This is a genomic window from Yoonia sp. SDW83-1 (genome assembly GCF_046762885.1).
Lineage (GTDB): Bacteria > Pseudomonadota > Alphaproteobacteria > Rhodobacterales > Rhodobacteraceae > Yoonia.
In genome coordinates, this window is sequence record NZ_JBKQXO010000001.1 from 390070 (window position 1) to 406873 (window position 16804).

Here is a 16804-nt window from a genome sequence, read left to right on the forward strand (position 1 = left end):
GGAAGGGGTGTCACCGCTAGCGACACCGGGTAGGTAAGCGGTGCCGCCGCAGGATACAAGCAAAGAACTTAGGGTGAATTTAGGCCTGTTTTTCCCCCTTGCCGGTTCCAGACCTCTGAAACTGAGATGTGGATCACCGCCAAAAGGGCGACAAACCCGCCTGCAACACCCAGCCCCGTCACGCCGTATCCGCTGATCACCGCGCTGCCGATGGCCGAACCGATGGCCGCGCCGATATAGATAGCGGCGGCATTCAGGGCCAGCACGATGGCGGCACTTTCGGGGGCGATGCTGATGATCCTGACTTGTTGGGCGGCCATGAAGGACCAACCAAACACCGACCAGAGCCCGCAGATCACAAAAACCCAAACGTCGGGCAAGGGCAGCAGCGACAAAAGCGGCATCGTGACAAACTGAATGATCGACAGGCAGATAAGGGTGCGGAACGGACCGATCCGGTCGGTCATCCGCCCGCCCAGCAGATTGCCCCCAACGGCCCCCAGCCCAAAAACGACCAGAACCATGGTGATGCCATCGCGCCCGTACCCCATCGTGTCTTCCAGCAATGGCGCCAGATAGGTGTAGACGACATAGATGCCCGTCAAAAAAGTGGTCGTGAACATGACGGCGAGCATGGTCCGCGCCTCGCCCAAGGTACGGCCCAGATCGCGCAAGGTGACCACCTGAAAGGCCAGCCCGGCAGGCACGACCCGCCAGACCATGATGATCACCGGAATGGCCAGCATGACCACAACGCCAAAGGCGACCCGCCAGCCGAATGTGTAGGCGATCCAGCTACCCACCGGTACGCCCAGCACCTGTGCCAGCGTCAGCCCGAAAAAGACAGCAGCCAGGGCCTTGCCCCGCTCTTCCTCCGCGCTCAGTCCGGCGGCCACGGCAGCGGTGACCGGTGTCATGACACCGGCACCTGCAGCGGCCAGAATACGCGCGCCGTGCAGCATTGCTTCGTTTATGGCAAGCGCGGACAGAAGGTTTGCTGCCGCAAACGTGCCCAGCGCAAAGGCGAGCACGCGCCGCCGCCCGATCTGCCCGGTCAGCGATACCAGCAAGGGCGAGAGTACGGCATAGGCCAATGCATAGGTGGTCATGATCCAGCCGGTGCGGGCCGGTGTGATCCCCAACCCTTCGCCCAGCGGGGTCAGCATCCCGATCAGGACAAAGGCCCCCATGCCGATGACGAAATTCGCCGCACTCAGAACCGGGATCAGTGTCCGGTTCGGCGTCACCCGGTGATCCAGGTGGGATGATATCGGTTGCCGGGGGACAGCGTGAAAATCTCGCAGCCATCCGCCGTGATCCCGATGGAATGTTCGAACTGTGCTGACAAGGATTTGTCGCGGGTCACCGCGGTCCAGTCATCGGCCAGCACCTTGGTATCGGCCCGGCCCAGATTGATCATCGGCTCAATGGTAAAGAACATGCCTTCTTCCAGCGTCGGACCGGTGCCCGGCCGACCGTAATGCACCACGTTCGGCGGCGCATGAAACACGCGGCCCAGCCCGTGACCACAGAAATCTCGGACAACCGACATGCGATTGCTTTCGGCATAGACCTGAATGGCATGGCCGATATCGCCAAACGTGTTGCCGGGCTTCGCCGCCTCGATCCCTTTCATCAGGGAATCGTGGGTCACCTGGATCAGCCGTTCCGCCTTGCGTGACAGATTGCCAGCCACATACATGCGGCTGGTATCGCCGAACCAGCCGTCAACGATGACTGTCACGTCAATGTTCAGGATATCCCCATCCTTCAGCTTCTTGTCACCCGGAATGCCGTGGCAGACGACATGGTTGACCGAAATGCAGCTGGCATGCTGATAGCCTTTGTAGCCGATTGTGGCCGAGGTTGCCCCGGCATCCTCGACCATCTGGGTGATCAGGCGGTCAATCTCTGCCGTGGTCTGGCCCGGAAACACATGGTCGGCGATGTCATCGAGAATCTGTGCGGCCAGCGCTCCGGCGGCATGCATCCCCGCAAAATCGCCAGCCTCGTAAATACGGATGCCATCCTTGGTAATCCGGCCGTTATTGGTCTGCACGTGTGTCTTCCTTTGTCGGTGTTGCAAACGCACATAGGCCAATTAATGCCCAAGTTCTAGGGTTGCATCGGGATCGGTTTGCCCAGCGCGATCTCCGCCGGGCTGATGGTGCAGGTCTGGGCGAGACATTGCACCCCCGTGGCCTTTGCTTCAGCGAAGGCTGCCGCATAGGCAGGATCGATATCCCCGGCCAGCGTCATGGCGGTGCAATCGGTGCGCTGCACCAGATAGAACATGATTGCCCGGTGGCCTTGCCGCACCATATCGGTCAATTCCGCCAGATGTTTGGCCCCGCGCGCGGTCACGCTGTCGGGGAACTCTGCCACCCCCTGCTTGCGGGACAGGGTGACACTTTTGACTTCGACATAGGTATCAGGCCCCTCACCGCTGAGCAGGAAATCGATGCGGCTGTTCTGGCCGTACTTCACCTCTGACCGCACCATATCATAGGGCGGCAGTCCGGGCACCTGATGCGCAATCAAGGCCACCTTCAGCGCCTTGTTCGGGATGGAGGTGTCGACACCGGTGAAATGTCCGTTTTCATGATCAACCAGCCGCCAGCCATATTTCAGCTTCTTCTTGGGATCGTCATTCGGTTCCAACCATATTTTCGTGCCCGGCTCCGCCAGACCCATCATGGAGCCGGGATTGGCGCAGTGGGCTGTTACCTCGCGCCCATCCTCCAGCCTGACATCGGCCAGAAACCGTTTATAGCGGCGGATCAGACGGGCGGGCACAAGGGGCGTGGAAAATTGCATGGGGCCACCCTATAACCAGTTCGGACCTGCAGGAGAACCAGAATGCCAAACCCCACCGCCGCCATGCTTGTTATCGGGGATGAGATCCTGTCAGGACGGACCCGTGACGCCAATATGCATTATCTGGCCGGGCAACTGACCGAAGCTGGCATTGATCTGAAAGAGGTGCGCGTGGTCAGCGACGACGCCCCGGCGATCATCGCCGCTGTCCGCGCATTGGCAGAAACCCATGACACCGTATTCACAAGCGGCGGGATTGGCCCGACCCATGATGATATCACCGCCGATTGTATCGCTGCGGCCTTCGATACGCCGATTGATGTGCGCGATGACGCCCGCGCCATTCTGCAGGCGCATTACGATCGTGCCGGGACAGAACTGAACGCCGCCCGGCTGCGCATGGCCCGCATTCCGGACGGCGCGGCCCTGATCGAAAATCCGGTCAGCGCGGCCCCCGGTTTTACCATTCGCAATGTGCATGTGATGGCGGGGGTTCCGGCGGTATTTCAGGCCATGGTCGCCAGTATCCTGCCGACCCTGACAGGGGGGGCACCACTGATTTCAAGAACCTTGCGCGTGTTGCGGGGTGAGGGTGACATCGCAGGCCCGTTGGGAGATTTCGCGCAGCAATTCTCTGATCTATCTGTCGGCTCTTATCCCTTTCAAAAAGACGGTATATACGGGTCAAACATTGTCGTGCGCGGCACTGACGCGGCGCAACTGGATACGGCGATGACAACATTGGAAAGCATTATTAACGCGTGACATTACCGAGTGCCCAGAAGTTATATGCCATCATAGATGGCACATGGCCGTCCTCTGCCAAACAGGCGCTGGGGCCTTGGACCGTGCGTCTGGATGACAGCGGCAGCAGCAGGGTCAGCGCGGCCACCGCCGAAGGGCCTGCCACCGATCACGAGATTGATCTGGCCGCAGCCGCGATGATGGAGGCCGGTCAAAACCCTCTTTTCATGATTCGTGAAGGCGACGAATGGCTGGATGCCAAGCTGGAAGAACAGGGATATGTGATCAAGGACCCGGTCAATATGTATGCCGCCCCGATTGACCTCTTCGCCACCGATCCGGTTCCGCCGGTCACAGCTTTCCGGGTTTGGCCCCCCCTGACCATCCAGACCGAGATTTGGGAGGCAGGCGGCATTGGCGCGGGCCGCATCGCCATTATGGATCGCGCCCGCCCGCCCAAGACCACATTGCTGGGCCGGATGAATGACAAGCCTGCTGGCACCGTCTATATCGGGATGGCTGCCGATTGCGTAATGATCCACGCGCTTGAGGTGGGCGAGGGTCACCGCAGGCAAGGGCTGGCCAAACATCTGACCCGCGCGGCGGCCTTTTGGGGCAAGGAACAGGGCGCCGCATTCCTCACACTTGTGGCCGCGCAGAACAATGAGCCCGCGAACACGCTCTACGCTTCCCTCGGGATGACGGTTGTGGGACAGTATCATTATCGCAGCCTGCCGGAGTGATCTTTTGACCAAACAGCCCACCGCCCTTGATTTGCCGATGGTTGATCCGCTGCCGGAAGCGACGCAAAAATACTTTGATATCTGCCAGGATAAGCTGGGGATGGTCCCCAATGTGCTGCAGGCCTACGCCTTTGATATCGACAAGCTCAATGCCTTCACCGCGCTTTATAACGATGTGATGCTGGCTGATTCCGGGCTGACAAAGCTGGAACGCGAGATGATCGCGGTCACCGTGTCGTCGATCAACAAATGCTATTATTGCCTTACCGCCCATGGTGCTGCCGTCCGGCAATTGTCGGGCGATCCGCAACTGGGTGAAATGCTGGTGATGAACTGGCGCGCCGCCCGGCTGGATGCCAGGCAGACCGCCATGCTGGAATTCGCCGAACTGGTGACGGTATCCAGCGCAAAGGTGACCGAGGCCGACCGCGATGCACTACGCCAGGTCGGATTTTCGGACCGCGACATCTGGGACATCGCCGCCGTCACCGGGTTTTATAACATGAGCAACCGGATGGCATCGGCCACCGATATGCGCCCCAATGATGCCTATCACGCCCAGGCACGATGATCGTCCGGCTGGTTGCTTTAGTCCTGTTGTCGGCCACCGCCGCTGCGGCACAAACCCTTGATTTTCCAAGTAATGCCAGCCTGCAGACTGAGGTTGTCAGCGATCTGGACAGTTATGCCATGCCGGTTGGCATCTGGGAAAACGGCACCTTGCCGACAGAGGTTGTGGAGGGGCAAAAAACGCAGCAAGCCTGGCGCGTCTCTGCCCAGTCGCTCACAACCTTGCAACTGCTGCGCCCGCTGCGCGAACAGCTACGCAACGCGCGTTTCCGCGTGATTTTCGAATGCCAGACCGAGGCTTGCGGCGGTTTCGATTTCCGCTTTGGCACCGAAACCCTGCCCCCGCCGGAGATGCAGATCAACATCGGCGATTTCCGTTTCCTGGCAGCGCGGCGTCGCGTCTCAGATGGAACCGAATATGTCAGCCTATTCGTCAGCCGGACCGCGCAGGCGGGGTTTATTCAAGTGACCCGCGTCGGTCCGGCGCCGGAAGAAGAAGATGAACCGCTCGTCACATCAAGCGCCCCCCCTGCCCGTGCCGCGACCCCACCCACCACCGGCAACCTGAACGAACAGTTGAGTACACTTGGCCATGTGGTGCTGGACGATCTGGCCTTCGCCACCGGTTCTTCTCAGCTTGGGGAAGGCCCATTTACGTCGTTGCAGACGCTGGCGGATTTTCTGTTGGCCGCACCAGAGATGACAGTGGCGCTGGTCGGGCACACCGATACCTCTGGTTCGCTGGATGCCAATATCGCCCTGTCCAAACGACGCGCGGCATCGGTCCTGGAACGGTTGGTCAGCGATTACGGCGTTAATCGCCGACAACTGGCTGCGGAGGGGATGGGATACCTGTCCCCCATTGCCACCAACGCGACCGAAGATGGGCGCGAGGCGAACCGCAGGGTCGAGGTCATCATCACCTCTATCCCGGAACGGTGATCACCCCGCCATCTTGATGTCTGATCGCTCCGTCATTTCGTTCCATACGACGACTCTCGCGCGCCCCTCCTCCTTAGCACGATAGAGGGCGCGATCGGCCAGATTGAACAGCTCATCCAGTTCATGGGTCTCATCCGCGATCACCACACCGACGGATAGCGTGACGGTCAGATGGGGATTGTCCGGTGGACCCTGAAACGCAATCGGCTTGGTCATCCGTTCCCCGATGGCGCGCGCCTGCACCAGTGTTGCATCGCATAGAAAGATCGCGAATTCTTCACCCCCGATGCGCCCCACAACGTCGTTTTCGCGCAGATTGCGGCGCAGGGCGTAGGCAATGGTTTCCAGACATGTATCGCCCGTCTGATGACCATAGGTATCGTTGATCTTCTTGAAATGGTCAGCATCAAGCAGAAACAGCGCCCCGATCGGCGACGTCTGGCGACGCCGATTTGTCATCTCGATAAAGGTGCGGCGATTGTTGATGCCGGTCAGCCCGTCCTTGCGCGACAGCGCTGACAGTTTTCTTTGCAGCCGGACCTGTTGCATCAGCATGAAGAAGAAAAATGCGGTGAACGGCCCGCCCACGATAACGGCGTGCGCGATGGCAAAGCGAGGCTCTGGCGCGACCTGTCCTGCGTAAAAGGCCATGAACGCCGCGTTCGCAAGACCGATCAATGATACGAATACCGCAAAACGGACGAAAACGCCCATGCCACTTCGCGGTTCGAGCATACGCAAAATTCTGTTCATCTTGACCCCTCAGAGGGATCAGAATGACAGCCAAAGCTTTTCAATCATTTAATCAGCAATAAAAGAGCGCGGCCAAACAACACGGGCCGCGCCAGTAGGGTGACATGCACCTTGGGAAAACTCCGTTCGGCCCTACCAGGTATCAGGGCCTTTCTCGGCAAATGCATGCACGAGGAAATCGATAAATGCCCGCACCTTGGGCTGTGTGAAGCGGCCTGGCGGATAGACGGCGTAGATGCCTTGCGTTTCCTGCGGGAGGTCAGGAATGGCTTCTTCCACCAGCCCGCTGCGCATTGCATCCGCGTAGAGAAAGCTGGGCAGGTAGGCGATGCCAAGACCGCCCACACAGGCATTCAGCAGGGACTGGCCATCATTGACGGTCAGCCAGCCTGCGGTCCGCACTTGTCGTTTTTCGCCCGAGGGTGCTGTCAGTTTCCAGACGGCGGAATTTGCCTGGTTGGAATAATGCAGCAGCTTATGTTCGTTGAGATCGTCGATCTTCTCGGGCCGTCCGTACTGCTCAAAATAGGCCGGGCTTGCGATCATGCGTTTTGTTGTTTCGGTCAGTTTGCGGGCGCGCAGGGTGCTGTCTTCCAACTCACCAATGCGCACGGCCATGTCGAAGCCTTCGGAGATCAATTCAACATAGCGGTTGTTCAGAACCATATTGACGGTGATGTCGGGAAACTCGCTCAGGAAATCGCCCAGCACGGGAGACAGATGATTAACCCCAAAATCAGTGGCAACACTGATGCGCAGCAGGCCCGAAGGGGCCGATTGCATGGATGTCACCAGCGCATCCGCTTCACCTGCGTCATTCAGCACGCGGCGGGCGCGGTCATAATAGGCCAGACCGATCTCGGTCGGGCTGACGCGGCGTGTTGTCCGGTTCAGAAGGCGTGCACCAAGCCGCGCCTCAAGCGAAGAAACATGCTTGGACACAGCGGATTTCGAGATCCCCATTTTCTTTGCAGCGTCTGTGAACCCGCCCTGGTCAACTACCGTGGCAAAGGCTTCCATTTCCGTCAGACGATCCATGCGCGCTTCCTAAAACTCTATCAACTTGAGTCCATTCTTGGGCGCGAAATCAGGCAGGAATGGGACCAATGCCTGACAATACCGGGGTAAATGCGGATTTGGTTCACCTGTGGAAACAGCTGATTCCCTTGACGAAATCGGCCTCAATGCTGCCAAGGTGCCTTATTTCATGGGGTTTGATTGACCTTAGGACAAGCTCGTCGGCCCATGATCGAAAGGCAAAAAGTTGCCTATAAACTGGCAGCTAACCGCGTACCCTGATCAATGGCCCGCTTGGCGTCCAACTCTGCCGCGACATCGGCACCGCCGATGACATGAACCTCGCGCCCTGCGGCGATCAATGCATCGGCCAGCGACCGTTCCGGCACCTGCCCTGCGCATAAGACAATCGTATCAGCCGCGATGACCTGCGGGTTTTCAAGGGCCTCTCCGCTGCTGACATGCAGGCCATCGGCTTCTATCTTTTCGTAGTTCACGCCGCCAATCATCTGCACATTTTTCATCTGCAAACCCGCGCGGTGGATCCAGCCGGTTGTCTTACCGAGCCGTTTGCCGAGCTTTTCAGACTTGCGTTGAAGAAGTGTGACTTGCCGGACCGGCGCCTCTGGCTGTGGGCCTTCGGGGCGCAGGCCGCCGCGCACATTTTCAGGATCGCCGACGCCCCATTCTTCCAGCCACTCATCCAGATTTTCTGTGGGACTGTCATCGGTTACCAGATATTCGGCCACGTCGAAGCCGATGCCCCCCGCCCCGACAATCGCAACGTTCTGGCCGACCTCGGCCTTGCCCCGCAGCACGTCGATATAGGAGAGCACGTTTGGCCCGTCCTGCCCGGGGATCGCCGGGTCGCGTGGGGCGACGCCGGTGGCGATAATGATTTCGTCATAGGGTGCAAGCATGTCAACATCCGCCGTCGTACCCAGTTGCAGGGTGATACCGGCCTTGGCGACCATGGTGCGGTAATATTCGACAAGACCCCAGAATTCCTCTTTCCCCGGGACCTGTTTGGCCATGTTCAGCTGGCCGCCGATCTCTTCCGATTTATCGAAGATGGTCACGTCATGGCCACGTTCGGCGGCGGTCAGGGCGGCGGACAGGCCTGCTGGCCCCGCACCCACAACGGCAATTTTCTTTTTGCTTTCAGCCGGTTCTATTGTCAGTTCGGTTTCGTGGCAGGCTCTTGGGTTCACAAGGCAGGACGACAGTTTGCCACTGAAGGTATGATCCAGACAGGCCTGGTTGCAGGCGATGCAGGGCGCGATTTCCGCAGCCTTTCCGGCTGCCGCCTTCGCCACAAAATCCGCATCGGCAAGGAACGGGCGCGCCATGCTGACCATGTCGGCACAGCCATCGGCCAGCACGTTTTCGGCCACGTCCGGCATGTTAATCCGGTTGGAGGTGATGATGGGGATCTGGACCTCACCCATCAGCTTTTTGGTGACCCATGTGAACGCCCGGCGAGGGACGGATGTGGCGATGGTGGGGATGCGTGCCTCGTGCCAGCCGATGCCGGTGTTGAGGATTGTCGCACCGGCTTTTTCGATGGCTTTGGCGAGTTGCACGACCTCTTCCCAGGTCGATCCGTTAGGCACCAGATCGATCATGGAAAGTCGATAAATCACAATGAAATCAGTGCCTACGGCCTCGCGGACTCGGCGGACGATCTCGATAGGCAGGCGCATCCGGTTCTCATACGATCCGCCCCAGCGATCCTCGCGTTTGTTGGTGTGGGTGACAAGGAACTGGTTGATGAAATACCCTTCGGACCCCATCACCTCGACCCCGTCATAGCCTGCTTCTTTGGCGCGGGTCGCTGCGGTCACGATGTCGCCGATCTGCTTTTCGATCCCGTCCTCGTCCAACTCTTGCGGCGGGAAGGGTGAGATGGGGGATTTGATGGCGGACGGGGCAACGCATTTGGGGCTGTAGGCATAGCGTCCTGCATGCAGGATCTGCATCGCGATCTTGCCATCGGCGTCGTGGACGCGGTCAGTGACGACCTTGTGGTTCGCAATGTCGTCATCGGTGTAAAGCCCTGCAGCACCGGGGAAAACCCCGCCCTCGGGGTTGGGAGCCATACCGCCGGTGACCATCAGGGCGACCCCGCCACGGGCGCGGGTGGCATAGAATTCGGCAACGCGGTTCCAGTCCTTAGTCTCTTCCAGACCGGTATGCATGGAGCCCATGAGCACGCGGTTTTTCAGCGTGGTAAAGCCAAGGTCCAGCGGAGCCAGAAGATGTGGATATTCGGTCATTGATGCGCCTCCCGTTTCGGGGCGAGTTTGGCCGAGCGTAACGCGCGCGTCACCCCCAAACGCGGCGTCATGATGCAACGTTCGGTGGGGTGCGCAACGGGCCGCGTGCGATGGTCCGGTGATTCGCCAGTTAACAAAGGGCTTTTGGTGATTTTGAGCTGTCGGCATCGCGTCGGATTTGCGTCGGCAAAGCGTCGGACCCTTTGGCGGATTTTGCCCGGTTTAATGCAGCGCACGGTCGAAATGTGAATGTCGCGTTAAGGATTGACGCATGGTGGGTTTGCACCCACCCTGCGGATCATGGAGCAGAGTTTTTCACGGCGGAAACTGCTGACACCGGCGGAGCTGCGCGCCCTGTCGGAACGGTCTGATCTGCGTGGTGCGTTGCAGATGACGAGCCATGTTGGCGCCATTGGCGTCGTGGCTATCCTGCATGCGCAAGTCATGGGGACGTGGTGGGTGCTGCTGACCGGGCTGGCGTTGGGCGTGTTGCTGAATTTCCTTTATGCCGCCCAGCATGAATTGTCCCATGCGACGGTGTTCAAGACCCGCAGGCTGAACGAGCATTTTGGCCGGATCATCGGGTTCATCCAGCTTTTCCCCCGCGATTTCGACCAGATCATGCATTTCGCCCATCACCAGTATACGCAGGACTGGGAGCGCGATGGTGAGCTGGTCCGTGAGCCTTATACGCTGACCACATACCTTATGTGGCTCAGCGGGATCACCTATTGGCGTAACCGCGTGGTGGGCATCATCCGCCGGGCAAGGGGCATCATCATTGAGCCTTACATCCGCGCCGAGGAAGAGGCCAAGGTGATCCGCGAAAGCCGGTTGCATCTGGCGGGGTATGCGGTGATTGCCCTGATTTCGGTCTGGCTGGGAAGCTGGGCGGCCCTGACATTCTGGCTGATCCCCATGGTGCTGACCAAGCCGATCCATCAGTTGCAGAACACGATTGAGCATCTGGGGCTGTCCCATGAAAACGACATCATGGAAAATACCCGCTCCACCCGTGCCAATGTCCTGCAGCGCTGGCTGTGCTGGCAGATGCCATACCATACCGCCCATCATACCTTTCCCGCCGTGCCGTTCTGGAAATTGCGTGACCTCAATGACCGGATCGAGACGAAGGCGGGCGCGGTGCATCGCATGGGCTGGATCGAGTTCCAGATCGAGGTGATCCGTAAACTGATGGCAAAGGATGAAAGCCAGTATCCCATGGATGAGGTCTGGGTTGTGCCGCGCGCTGGTGGTCGGGTCAGCCGGATCCCGGCGGAGTAAACAGGGAACCATTCGGCCCACATGCCGTTGATGACTGGCATTGCCACGATGGATTGATCTATGCCCGCATCAACCGAAGACGCGCTGTCCGCCCCCAGAATCGAGCCCCTGCTGCTGGCTTTTTGCGGGATCTTGGGCCTGATCGGCAGCGTTGCCCCGACCGGCGCGCTGATCTGGGCCAGCCTTGTGGCCGAGCATGATTTCCTTGCCGATACCGTTAGCGATCTGGGGCGCGGCCCGCACCGCTGGATCATGGATAGCGGATTTTTCATCAACGCCGCATCCCTGTTGGCGCTGTCGATTGGCGCGGCACATATCCATGCGGGGACCAAGCGCTGGACTGCCAGTATCCTGTGTTTTGCCTTGCTGGCCTTGGTGATTGTCGCGATTGGCTTGTGGGATGCATTTGGACGCACTGCTGAAACCGATGGGATGAGCGTACACACGCGGCTGACATTCCTGCTTGGTCCACTTTACCTGATCGGGCCGATTCTGATGTGGTATTCCTTTCGCGACACGGCCCCGTCGATGGCCCGTCTGTTTCTGGTCTCAGCGGTGTTATGGGCGGTTTTTGCCACCGCCTTTAAGCTTGCCCCCGACTGGATTGATGGCGGGCTGGAGAAGCTGGCCATCGCCGCCACATTGTTGTGGACCGTACCGTTTTCCAACTGGATGACCCGTCGGGCTTTGCAGGCGAGATCAGAGGTGAATTAGTTTTGCATTGCGTGCCTTGCGGCCCTGCGTGACAGTGCCTGTGGCACAATTGGGGGCAGCGCATGCGGCGATTACAGGTCTATACCTCGCTTTGGGCGATGCAGCCGCATGACCAGACGGGGGTGAAGCTGCCGCTGGATCAGGTCTGCGCAATGGTCGCCGAGGCCGGTTTTGACGGGATGGCCATTGATCTGGGTGCATCGGATGTGGCGGTGGCCCATGCGGCGCGTCCGCATATGGAGGCGCAGGGGCTGACGCCGCTGATCGTGGCCTTTCCCAAGACGATAGAAAGCCTTGAAGACACGCTGCACATGGCCGCCGATTTCGGCGCGCCGTTTGTGGATGTGATTGGGCAGGTGATGCCGATTGCGCTGGATGATATGGTGCCGGTGATCGAAACTTGGATCGCGATGGCGGAGCGAATTGGTGTGCCGGTGCAGTTTGAGACGCATCGCAACTGCATCACCAATGATCTGTATATGACCCTGCAATTGCTACATCGCATTCCGCAGATGCGGATGTGTGCGGACCTGTCGCATTATGTGGTGGATCGGGAGTTCTGGTTTCCCCTGTCTGACCACGACATGGGGCTGATCAGCCGGATATTGCAGCGATCCGACAGTTTTCAGGGGCGAGTGGCATCCCGTCAGCAGATTCAGTTGCAGTTGGACTTCCCGCAGCACCAGAAATGGGTGGACCTGTTCAAGGGCTGGTGGCGCGAGGGGCTGGCCGATTGGCGGGCGCGCAATGCGTCGGGCGACTGCATCTTTGTCTGCGAATTGGGTCCACCGGAATATGCCATCACTGATGCGCAGGGCCGCGAGATGTCGAACCGCTGGGAAGAGGCGCAGGTGATCATGCGGTGGGTGCGCGAGATCTGGGATGATCTGGGGGGCGACGGCTAACACGTCAGCAACTGTCGGGAGACCGAATTTCCGGGCTTGTATGACATCCGTTTCGCGTGTCGTGTGGCGCCATGAAACTCAACGGTCCTTTTCTGTTCATCCTTGCCACCCTGATGATCGACGCCATCGGGATCGGGATTGTGTTTCCGATCATGCCGGACCTGATGGATCGCGTGGGTGCTTCCAGTACGGCCGAGGGCGCGTTCTGGGGTGGCGTGATGATGTCGGCCTATGCCGCGGCAATGTTTCTGTTCGGGCCGATTGTGGGCAGCCTGTCGGATGCTTATGGGCGCAAACCCGTCTTGATCGCGGCGCTTGTCACGCTGACGATTGATTATGTGATCATGGCGATGGCGCAGACCTATTGGGTGCTGCTGGTGGGCCGGGTTGTGGCGGGGATGGCGGGGGCCACCTATATCACCGCGACCGCCTATATTGCGGACATCGCCAAGCCGGAAGAGCGCGGAGCGGCCTTTGGCATGATCGGGGCCGCGTTCGGGATCGGCTTTGTGCTGGGGCCTGCGATGGGCGGGATGGCGTCGGGCTGGCATGTCACGGCACCGTTCTGGATCGCGGCGGGCCTGTCGGCGCTGAACGTGGCGTTTGGGCTTTTCGTGTTGCCGGAATCGCTGAAGCCGGAAAACCGGCGCCCTTTCGGGCGGCGTGACCTGAACCCGTTTGGCACGATTATCCGGGCATTCGTGATCCCCGGCCTTGCCATTCCGTTGATCTGCATCTTTGTCTTTGAGTTCGCCAATATGGTCTATCCGACGCTTTGGGCGTTCTGGGGACGTGAGGTCTTTGGCTGGGACGGGTTCACCATTGGCCTGACATTGTCGGGCTATGGGGTGCTGATTGCTGGCGTGCAGGCCGGTATATTGCCGCAACTGACCAGGCGGTTGGACGATTTCAAGACGTTGAAAATCGCGACTGTTGCCGCAGTGATCGCAATGGTTGGCTTTGGTGGGACAAGCGCGGTGTGGGCCGTGGTCGTCTTTCTGCCTATCGCGGCTTTGTCCGACATGGCGCCGCCTTTGATGACGGCCTTTGCCGCCAATCGTGTGGGCGAAGATCAGCAGGGATTGGTGCAGGGGGTGATCGCGTCGCTGTCATCGGTGGCGGCTGTCGCGGCCCCGCTTGCGATGACCGGCGTGTTCGAGCGGTTTGTGAACGGTGAGGGGCTGTATCTGCCCGGCGCACCGTTTTTGTTCGGTGCCATCCTGATCGTGGCAATTGTTCCGTTGATCTGGCGGATGAATAGACACTGACACTAGGTGGCATTCGTGAAAAAAGACCCTGCCGCGCAGAAGCTGCTGTGCGGCAGGGTCAGTAGGATCAGGTATTGCGATACGAGCACCGACCGGGACAAGGGCCTGCCCGCATCGCTCACATTTTCGCCCTGATCCTTATTCCCCCGAGACCGCATTGATGGCGGCGCCAGTGCCGCGCACGGCCAGTTTGGTGGCCCCGACGGCGCCTTTCACGGCGGTGTTTGCGATGAAAAGGCCACCATCGACGCTGCGGTCAACAACCTTTTCGGCGGAACAGGCGCTCAGGAAGACGATACCGGTCAGGATCATGACGGCGCGTGCGAGTGTCGTTTTAATTGTCTTGTCCTTTCAGGGTTCGGACGATGCGTTTGGCGGGGTGCCTTTGCTTGAGGCCTAGATAGGGGCTGTCCATGCAGAAGAAAAACGAATAAGAAATATATATAAAACGATATTTGCTTATGGATCTGTTGTGATGGACATCACACTGCTGAAGACATTCCTCGAGGTGGCTGCGACCGGATCATTTGTGTCGGCCTCTGAACGGCTTTATGTGACCCAATCTGCCGTATCCCTGCGCATCCAAAGGCTGGAGGATGTTCTGGGCAAGCCAATGTTCACCCGGTCCAAGGCGGGGGCGGAACTGACCAATGCGGGCCGCGAGTTTGAACGCTATGCCTTGTCGATGATCCGGGTGTGGGAAGAAGCGCGTCAGCAGGTGGCGATCCCAGAGGGGTTTACCCGGTCCCTGACCATCGGCGCGCAATATTCGCTGTGGCCCCGGCTGGGGTTTCGCTGGATCGACGGGTTGCGCGCGGACATGCCTGATCTGAATATCCGGGCCGAACTGGGGATGCCGGATCGTCTGACCCGGTTCCTGATCGAAGGGATCATGCATGTCGGCTTGCTTTATATGCCGCAGCTGCGCCCCGGGTTGGTGGCAGAGGAGGTGTTGGAGGAGGAACTGGTGCTTGTCGCCTCTTGGCCTGACCCGACGATGGATCTGGATGATCGCTATGTCTTCGTGGACTGGGGCCCGGAATTTGTGAGCGCCCATGCGCTGGCCCTGCCGGACCTGACCAATCCCGGGCTAACCTTTGCACTGGGAGCGTTGGCCGCCGAATTCATCGTGAACCGGCAGGCGGCAGGATATTTGCCCGCCCGCTATGTGAAACGGTATCTGGATGCGGGGCAATTGCATCTGGTGCCGGACGCCCCACGCTTTCCCTATCCGGTCTGGGCGGTGTGGCGCGAGGACCTTGACCCCGCTATCCGCAGTGTGGCCGCGCAAGTATTGGCGCAGGTGGCCGGAGCCGCTGAAGCGGATGGAGAGGCGGTAATCGCGCAGCTACGTGATATCAGTGAGGATCACGCGGTAGACGTTATGGGCAAGACAATTGATCCATAATAAATAATCGCTTTAAGCATGATTATTTTGAATTTCCCTTGATGATGATCTGTCCCTAGATAGCGGGTCAGCAGAGATGCTCCCGTTCCCCTTAAAGGGCGGGTCACTTTCTTGGGAAAGGATAGACCCATGACAAAGAACGTCTTTATTATCGCCGCTATCAGCGGTTTCATCGCGACAGCCGGTGCTGCGCAAACCACAACATTCAGCAACGAAGATGCATCTGCCGATGCGGTCGAAGACCTGGAAGAGCAGATCGAGGAAGATCGCGAGCGTGACATCGGCCGCTTTGGCAATGAAGGCCGCGAAATCGGCTCTTACGGCTCGCTGGCTGTGCGCGGTACGTCCGTCAGCAGCGACGGTGACAACACGACCGATGTCGGCCTTGGCCTGCGTTATGGCACATTTGACGGCATCAACGGCCTCGATATCACCGCAAGCCTCGCTTACGGCGAATTTGATGGCGAAAAGACAAAGGACACGTTGCTGGCTGGCGTTGATTATCGCCGCGATCTGACCGCGACCTTCTTTGCTTATGGCAAACTGGAAGCCGCCTATGACAATCTGGCCGACAGTGAAGGTGAGTTCACGCAGGACATCTTTGCCGGTGCTGGTCTGGGTTACCGGATCTACAACACTGCCGACACGCAGTGGTCGGTTCAGGCTGGCCCCGGCTACCGTGCCGCAAAGCGTGTGACATCGATGGAAGGCGACCCGCGGGAGACCGAGGATATCTCTGAAGCCGCTGCTTCGGTATCGTCCAACGTGTTCCGCAGCCTGACCGAGACGACCTATGTCACCAACGACACCGACGTGATTTATTCGGAAACTGCGACCACCGTCACCAATGAGTTGGCGCTGAACGTGGCAATGACAGATACCCTGTCGCTGCGCACCAGCTACACCACCAACTTCAACAGTGAATCCGATGACGACCTGTCGGACGCTGTGAACACGCTGGGTGTGTCGGTGATCTATAACTTCAACTGATCATACGATCAGCGTTCCCAAGCACCTGAGAGCATGATCAGGGAAGAAGGGGGTGGCCGTGAAAACGGCCACCTTTTTTGTTTGCTTGGGGGAATGAATGGGGATCACACCCGAACGAAGCTGTTGCTTTCAGCCCGGTTGCAGCGTTGATACTGGATGCGTTGGATTGCGCGCGTTGTGTCAGCAGCAATCATGATTCTTTGAGCTGCAAACCGTCGGCTTAGCGAGACGGAACTGCCGTTAGATCTGAGCGCACGAATGACCGTTCTTTAGCCCTAAGATTTCATGGTATCTCAGCATATGAGGCTGTTTTCAGCATCTGAATTTTGCGCAATATAATACTGGATCGCGGTCAGCATTCTTGAGAGCCAAC

General features: G+C 59.0%; 17 protein-coding genes. 10 read left to right on the forward strand and 7 right to left on the reverse strand.

Features of this window, described 5'->3' with window-relative positions:
• Positions 1-68 precede the first annotated feature (68 nt).
• From ACFWW4_RS02015 to sfsA, 3 genes are read right to left on the reverse strand one after another with little or no spacing between them, the layout of a single operon-like run.
• Positions 69-1247 (reverse strand): MFS transporter, encoded by a 1179-nt coding sequence (locus ACFWW4_RS02015; RefSeq protein ID WP_411889327.1) that lies wholly within the window; start codon positions 1245-1247, stop codon positions 69-71.
• On the reverse strand, positions 1244-2059 hold the full coding sequence (map, locus tag ACFWW4_RS02020; protein ID WP_411889328.1) for a type I methionyl aminopeptidase: 816 nt from the start codon (positions 2057-2059) through the stop codon (positions 1244-1246). Before map ends, ACFWW4_RS02015 begins: the two co-directional genes overlap by 4 nt.
• Positions 2060-2115: 56 nt before the next feature.
• Positions 2116-2817: a DNA/RNA nuclease SfsA gene (sfsA, locus tag ACFWW4_RS02025; protein WP_411889329.1), complete on the reverse strand. Its 702-nt coding sequence runs from the start codon at positions 2815-2817 to the stop codon at positions 2116-2118.
• 42 nt (positions 2818-2859) lie between these two features.
• Here sfsA and ACFWW4_RS02030 point away from each other — a divergent pair, with 42 nt between their 5' ends.
• The 4 genes from ACFWW4_RS02030 to ACFWW4_RS02045 are packed head-to-tail and all read left to right on the forward strand — an operon-like array spanning position 2860 to position 5816.
• Entirely contained in the window at positions 2860-3582 is a 723-nt protein-coding gene (locus ACFWW4_RS02030; protein WP_411889330.1) for a competence/damage-inducible protein A, read from the forward strand.
• Positions 3579-4304, forward strand: coding sequence for a GNAT family N-acetyltransferase (locus ACFWW4_RS02035; protein WP_411889331.1), 726 nt, complete (start codon positions 3579-3581; stop codon positions 4302-4304). The genes ACFWW4_RS02030 and ACFWW4_RS02035 overlap by 4 nt, the downstream gene beginning before the upstream one ends.
• A gap of 4 nt (positions 4305-4308) precedes the next feature.
• A complete protein-coding gene (locus tag ACFWW4_RS02040) occupies positions 4309-4875 on the forward strand; it encodes a peroxidase-related enzyme (protein WP_411889332.1) in 567 nt (188 codons plus the stop codon).
• Positions 4872-5816 carry an OmpA family protein gene (locus tag ACFWW4_RS02045; RefSeq protein ID WP_411889333.1) on the forward strand — a complete coding sequence of 315 codons (945 nt, stop codon included), beginning with the start codon at positions 4872-4874 and terminating at the stop codon, positions 5814-5816. The genes ACFWW4_RS02040 and ACFWW4_RS02045 overlap by 4 nt, the downstream gene beginning before the upstream one ends.
• Here ACFWW4_RS02045 and ACFWW4_RS02050 read toward each other — a convergent pair whose 3' ends face one another.
• The 3 genes from ACFWW4_RS02050 to ACFWW4_RS02060 all read right to left on the reverse strand — a co-directional run bounded on the left by ACFWW4_RS02050 (position 5817) and on the right by ACFWW4_RS02060 (position 9862).
• Positions 5817-6569 (reverse strand): GGDEF domain-containing protein, encoded by a 753-nt coding sequence (locus tag ACFWW4_RS02050; RefSeq protein WP_411889334.1) that lies wholly within the window; start codon positions 6567-6569, stop codon positions 5817-5819.
• A gap of 132 nt (positions 6570-6701) precedes the next feature.
• Complete coding sequence (locus tag ACFWW4_RS02055; protein WP_393927959.1) at positions 6702-7607, reverse strand: LysR family transcriptional regulator; 906 nt, start codon at positions 7605-7607, stop codon at positions 6702-6704.
• Between the two features lie 230 nt (positions 7608-7837).
• Positions 7838-9862: an FAD-dependent oxidoreductase gene (locus tag ACFWW4_RS02060; protein ID WP_411889335.1), complete on the reverse strand. Its 2025-nt coding sequence runs from the start codon at positions 9860-9862 to the stop codon at positions 7838-7840.
• Positions 9863-10126: 264 nt separating this feature from the next.
• On the opposite strand from ACFWW4_RS02060, the gene ACFWW4_RS02065 reads away from it, so the two are divergent.
• The 4 genes from ACFWW4_RS02065 (at position 10127) to ACFWW4_RS02080 (ending at position 14033) form a co-directional block, all read left to right on the forward strand.
• Complete coding sequence (locus ACFWW4_RS02065) at positions 10127-11146, forward strand: fatty acid desaturase (protein WP_411889336.1); 1020 nt, start codon at positions 10127-10129, stop codon at positions 11144-11146.
• 60 nt (positions 11147-11206) lie between these two features.
• Positions 11207-11860, forward strand: coding sequence for a DUF998 domain-containing protein (locus ACFWW4_RS02070; RefSeq protein WP_411889337.1), 654 nt, complete (start codon positions 11207-11209; stop codon positions 11858-11860).
• A gap of 62 nt (positions 11861-11922) precedes the next feature.
• Positions 11923-12765 carry a sugar phosphate isomerase/epimerase family protein gene (locus ACFWW4_RS02075; protein WP_411889338.1) on the forward strand — a complete coding sequence of 281 codons (843 nt, stop codon included), beginning with the start codon at positions 11923-11925 and terminating at the stop codon, positions 12763-12765.
• 71 nt (positions 12766-12836) lie between these two features.
• The gene (locus ACFWW4_RS02080) at positions 12837-14033 is read left to right on the forward strand and encodes an MFS transporter (protein ID WP_411889339.1); all 1197 of its coding nucleotides are present in this window, start codon (positions 12837-12839) and stop codon (positions 14031-14033) included.
• Positions 14034-14171: 138 nt separating this feature from the next.
• On the opposite strand, the gene ACFWW4_RS02085 is transcribed toward ACFWW4_RS02080, so the two are convergent.
• Entirely contained in the window at positions 14172-14345 is a 174-nt protein-coding gene (locus ACFWW4_RS02085; protein WP_411889340.1) for a hypothetical protein, read from the reverse strand.
• 163 nt (positions 14346-14508) lie between these two features.
• Here ACFWW4_RS02085 and ACFWW4_RS02090 point away from each other — a divergent pair, with 163 nt between their 5' ends.
• Together ACFWW4_RS02090 and ACFWW4_RS02095 are read left to right on the forward strand one after the other, a co-directional pair.
• Positions 14509-15441 carry a LysR family transcriptional regulator gene (locus ACFWW4_RS02090; RefSeq protein ID WP_411889341.1) on the forward strand — a complete coding sequence of 311 codons (933 nt, stop codon included), beginning with the start codon at positions 14509-14511 and terminating at the stop codon, positions 15439-15441.
• A 129-nt stretch (positions 15442-15570) separates the two neighbouring features.
• Positions 15571-16431, forward strand: a complete 861-nt coding sequence (locus ACFWW4_RS02095) for a YdiY family protein (RefSeq protein ID WP_411889342.1) — start codon at positions 15571-15573, stop codon at positions 16429-16431.
• The last annotated feature ends 373 nt before the right edge of the window (positions 16432-16804 follow it).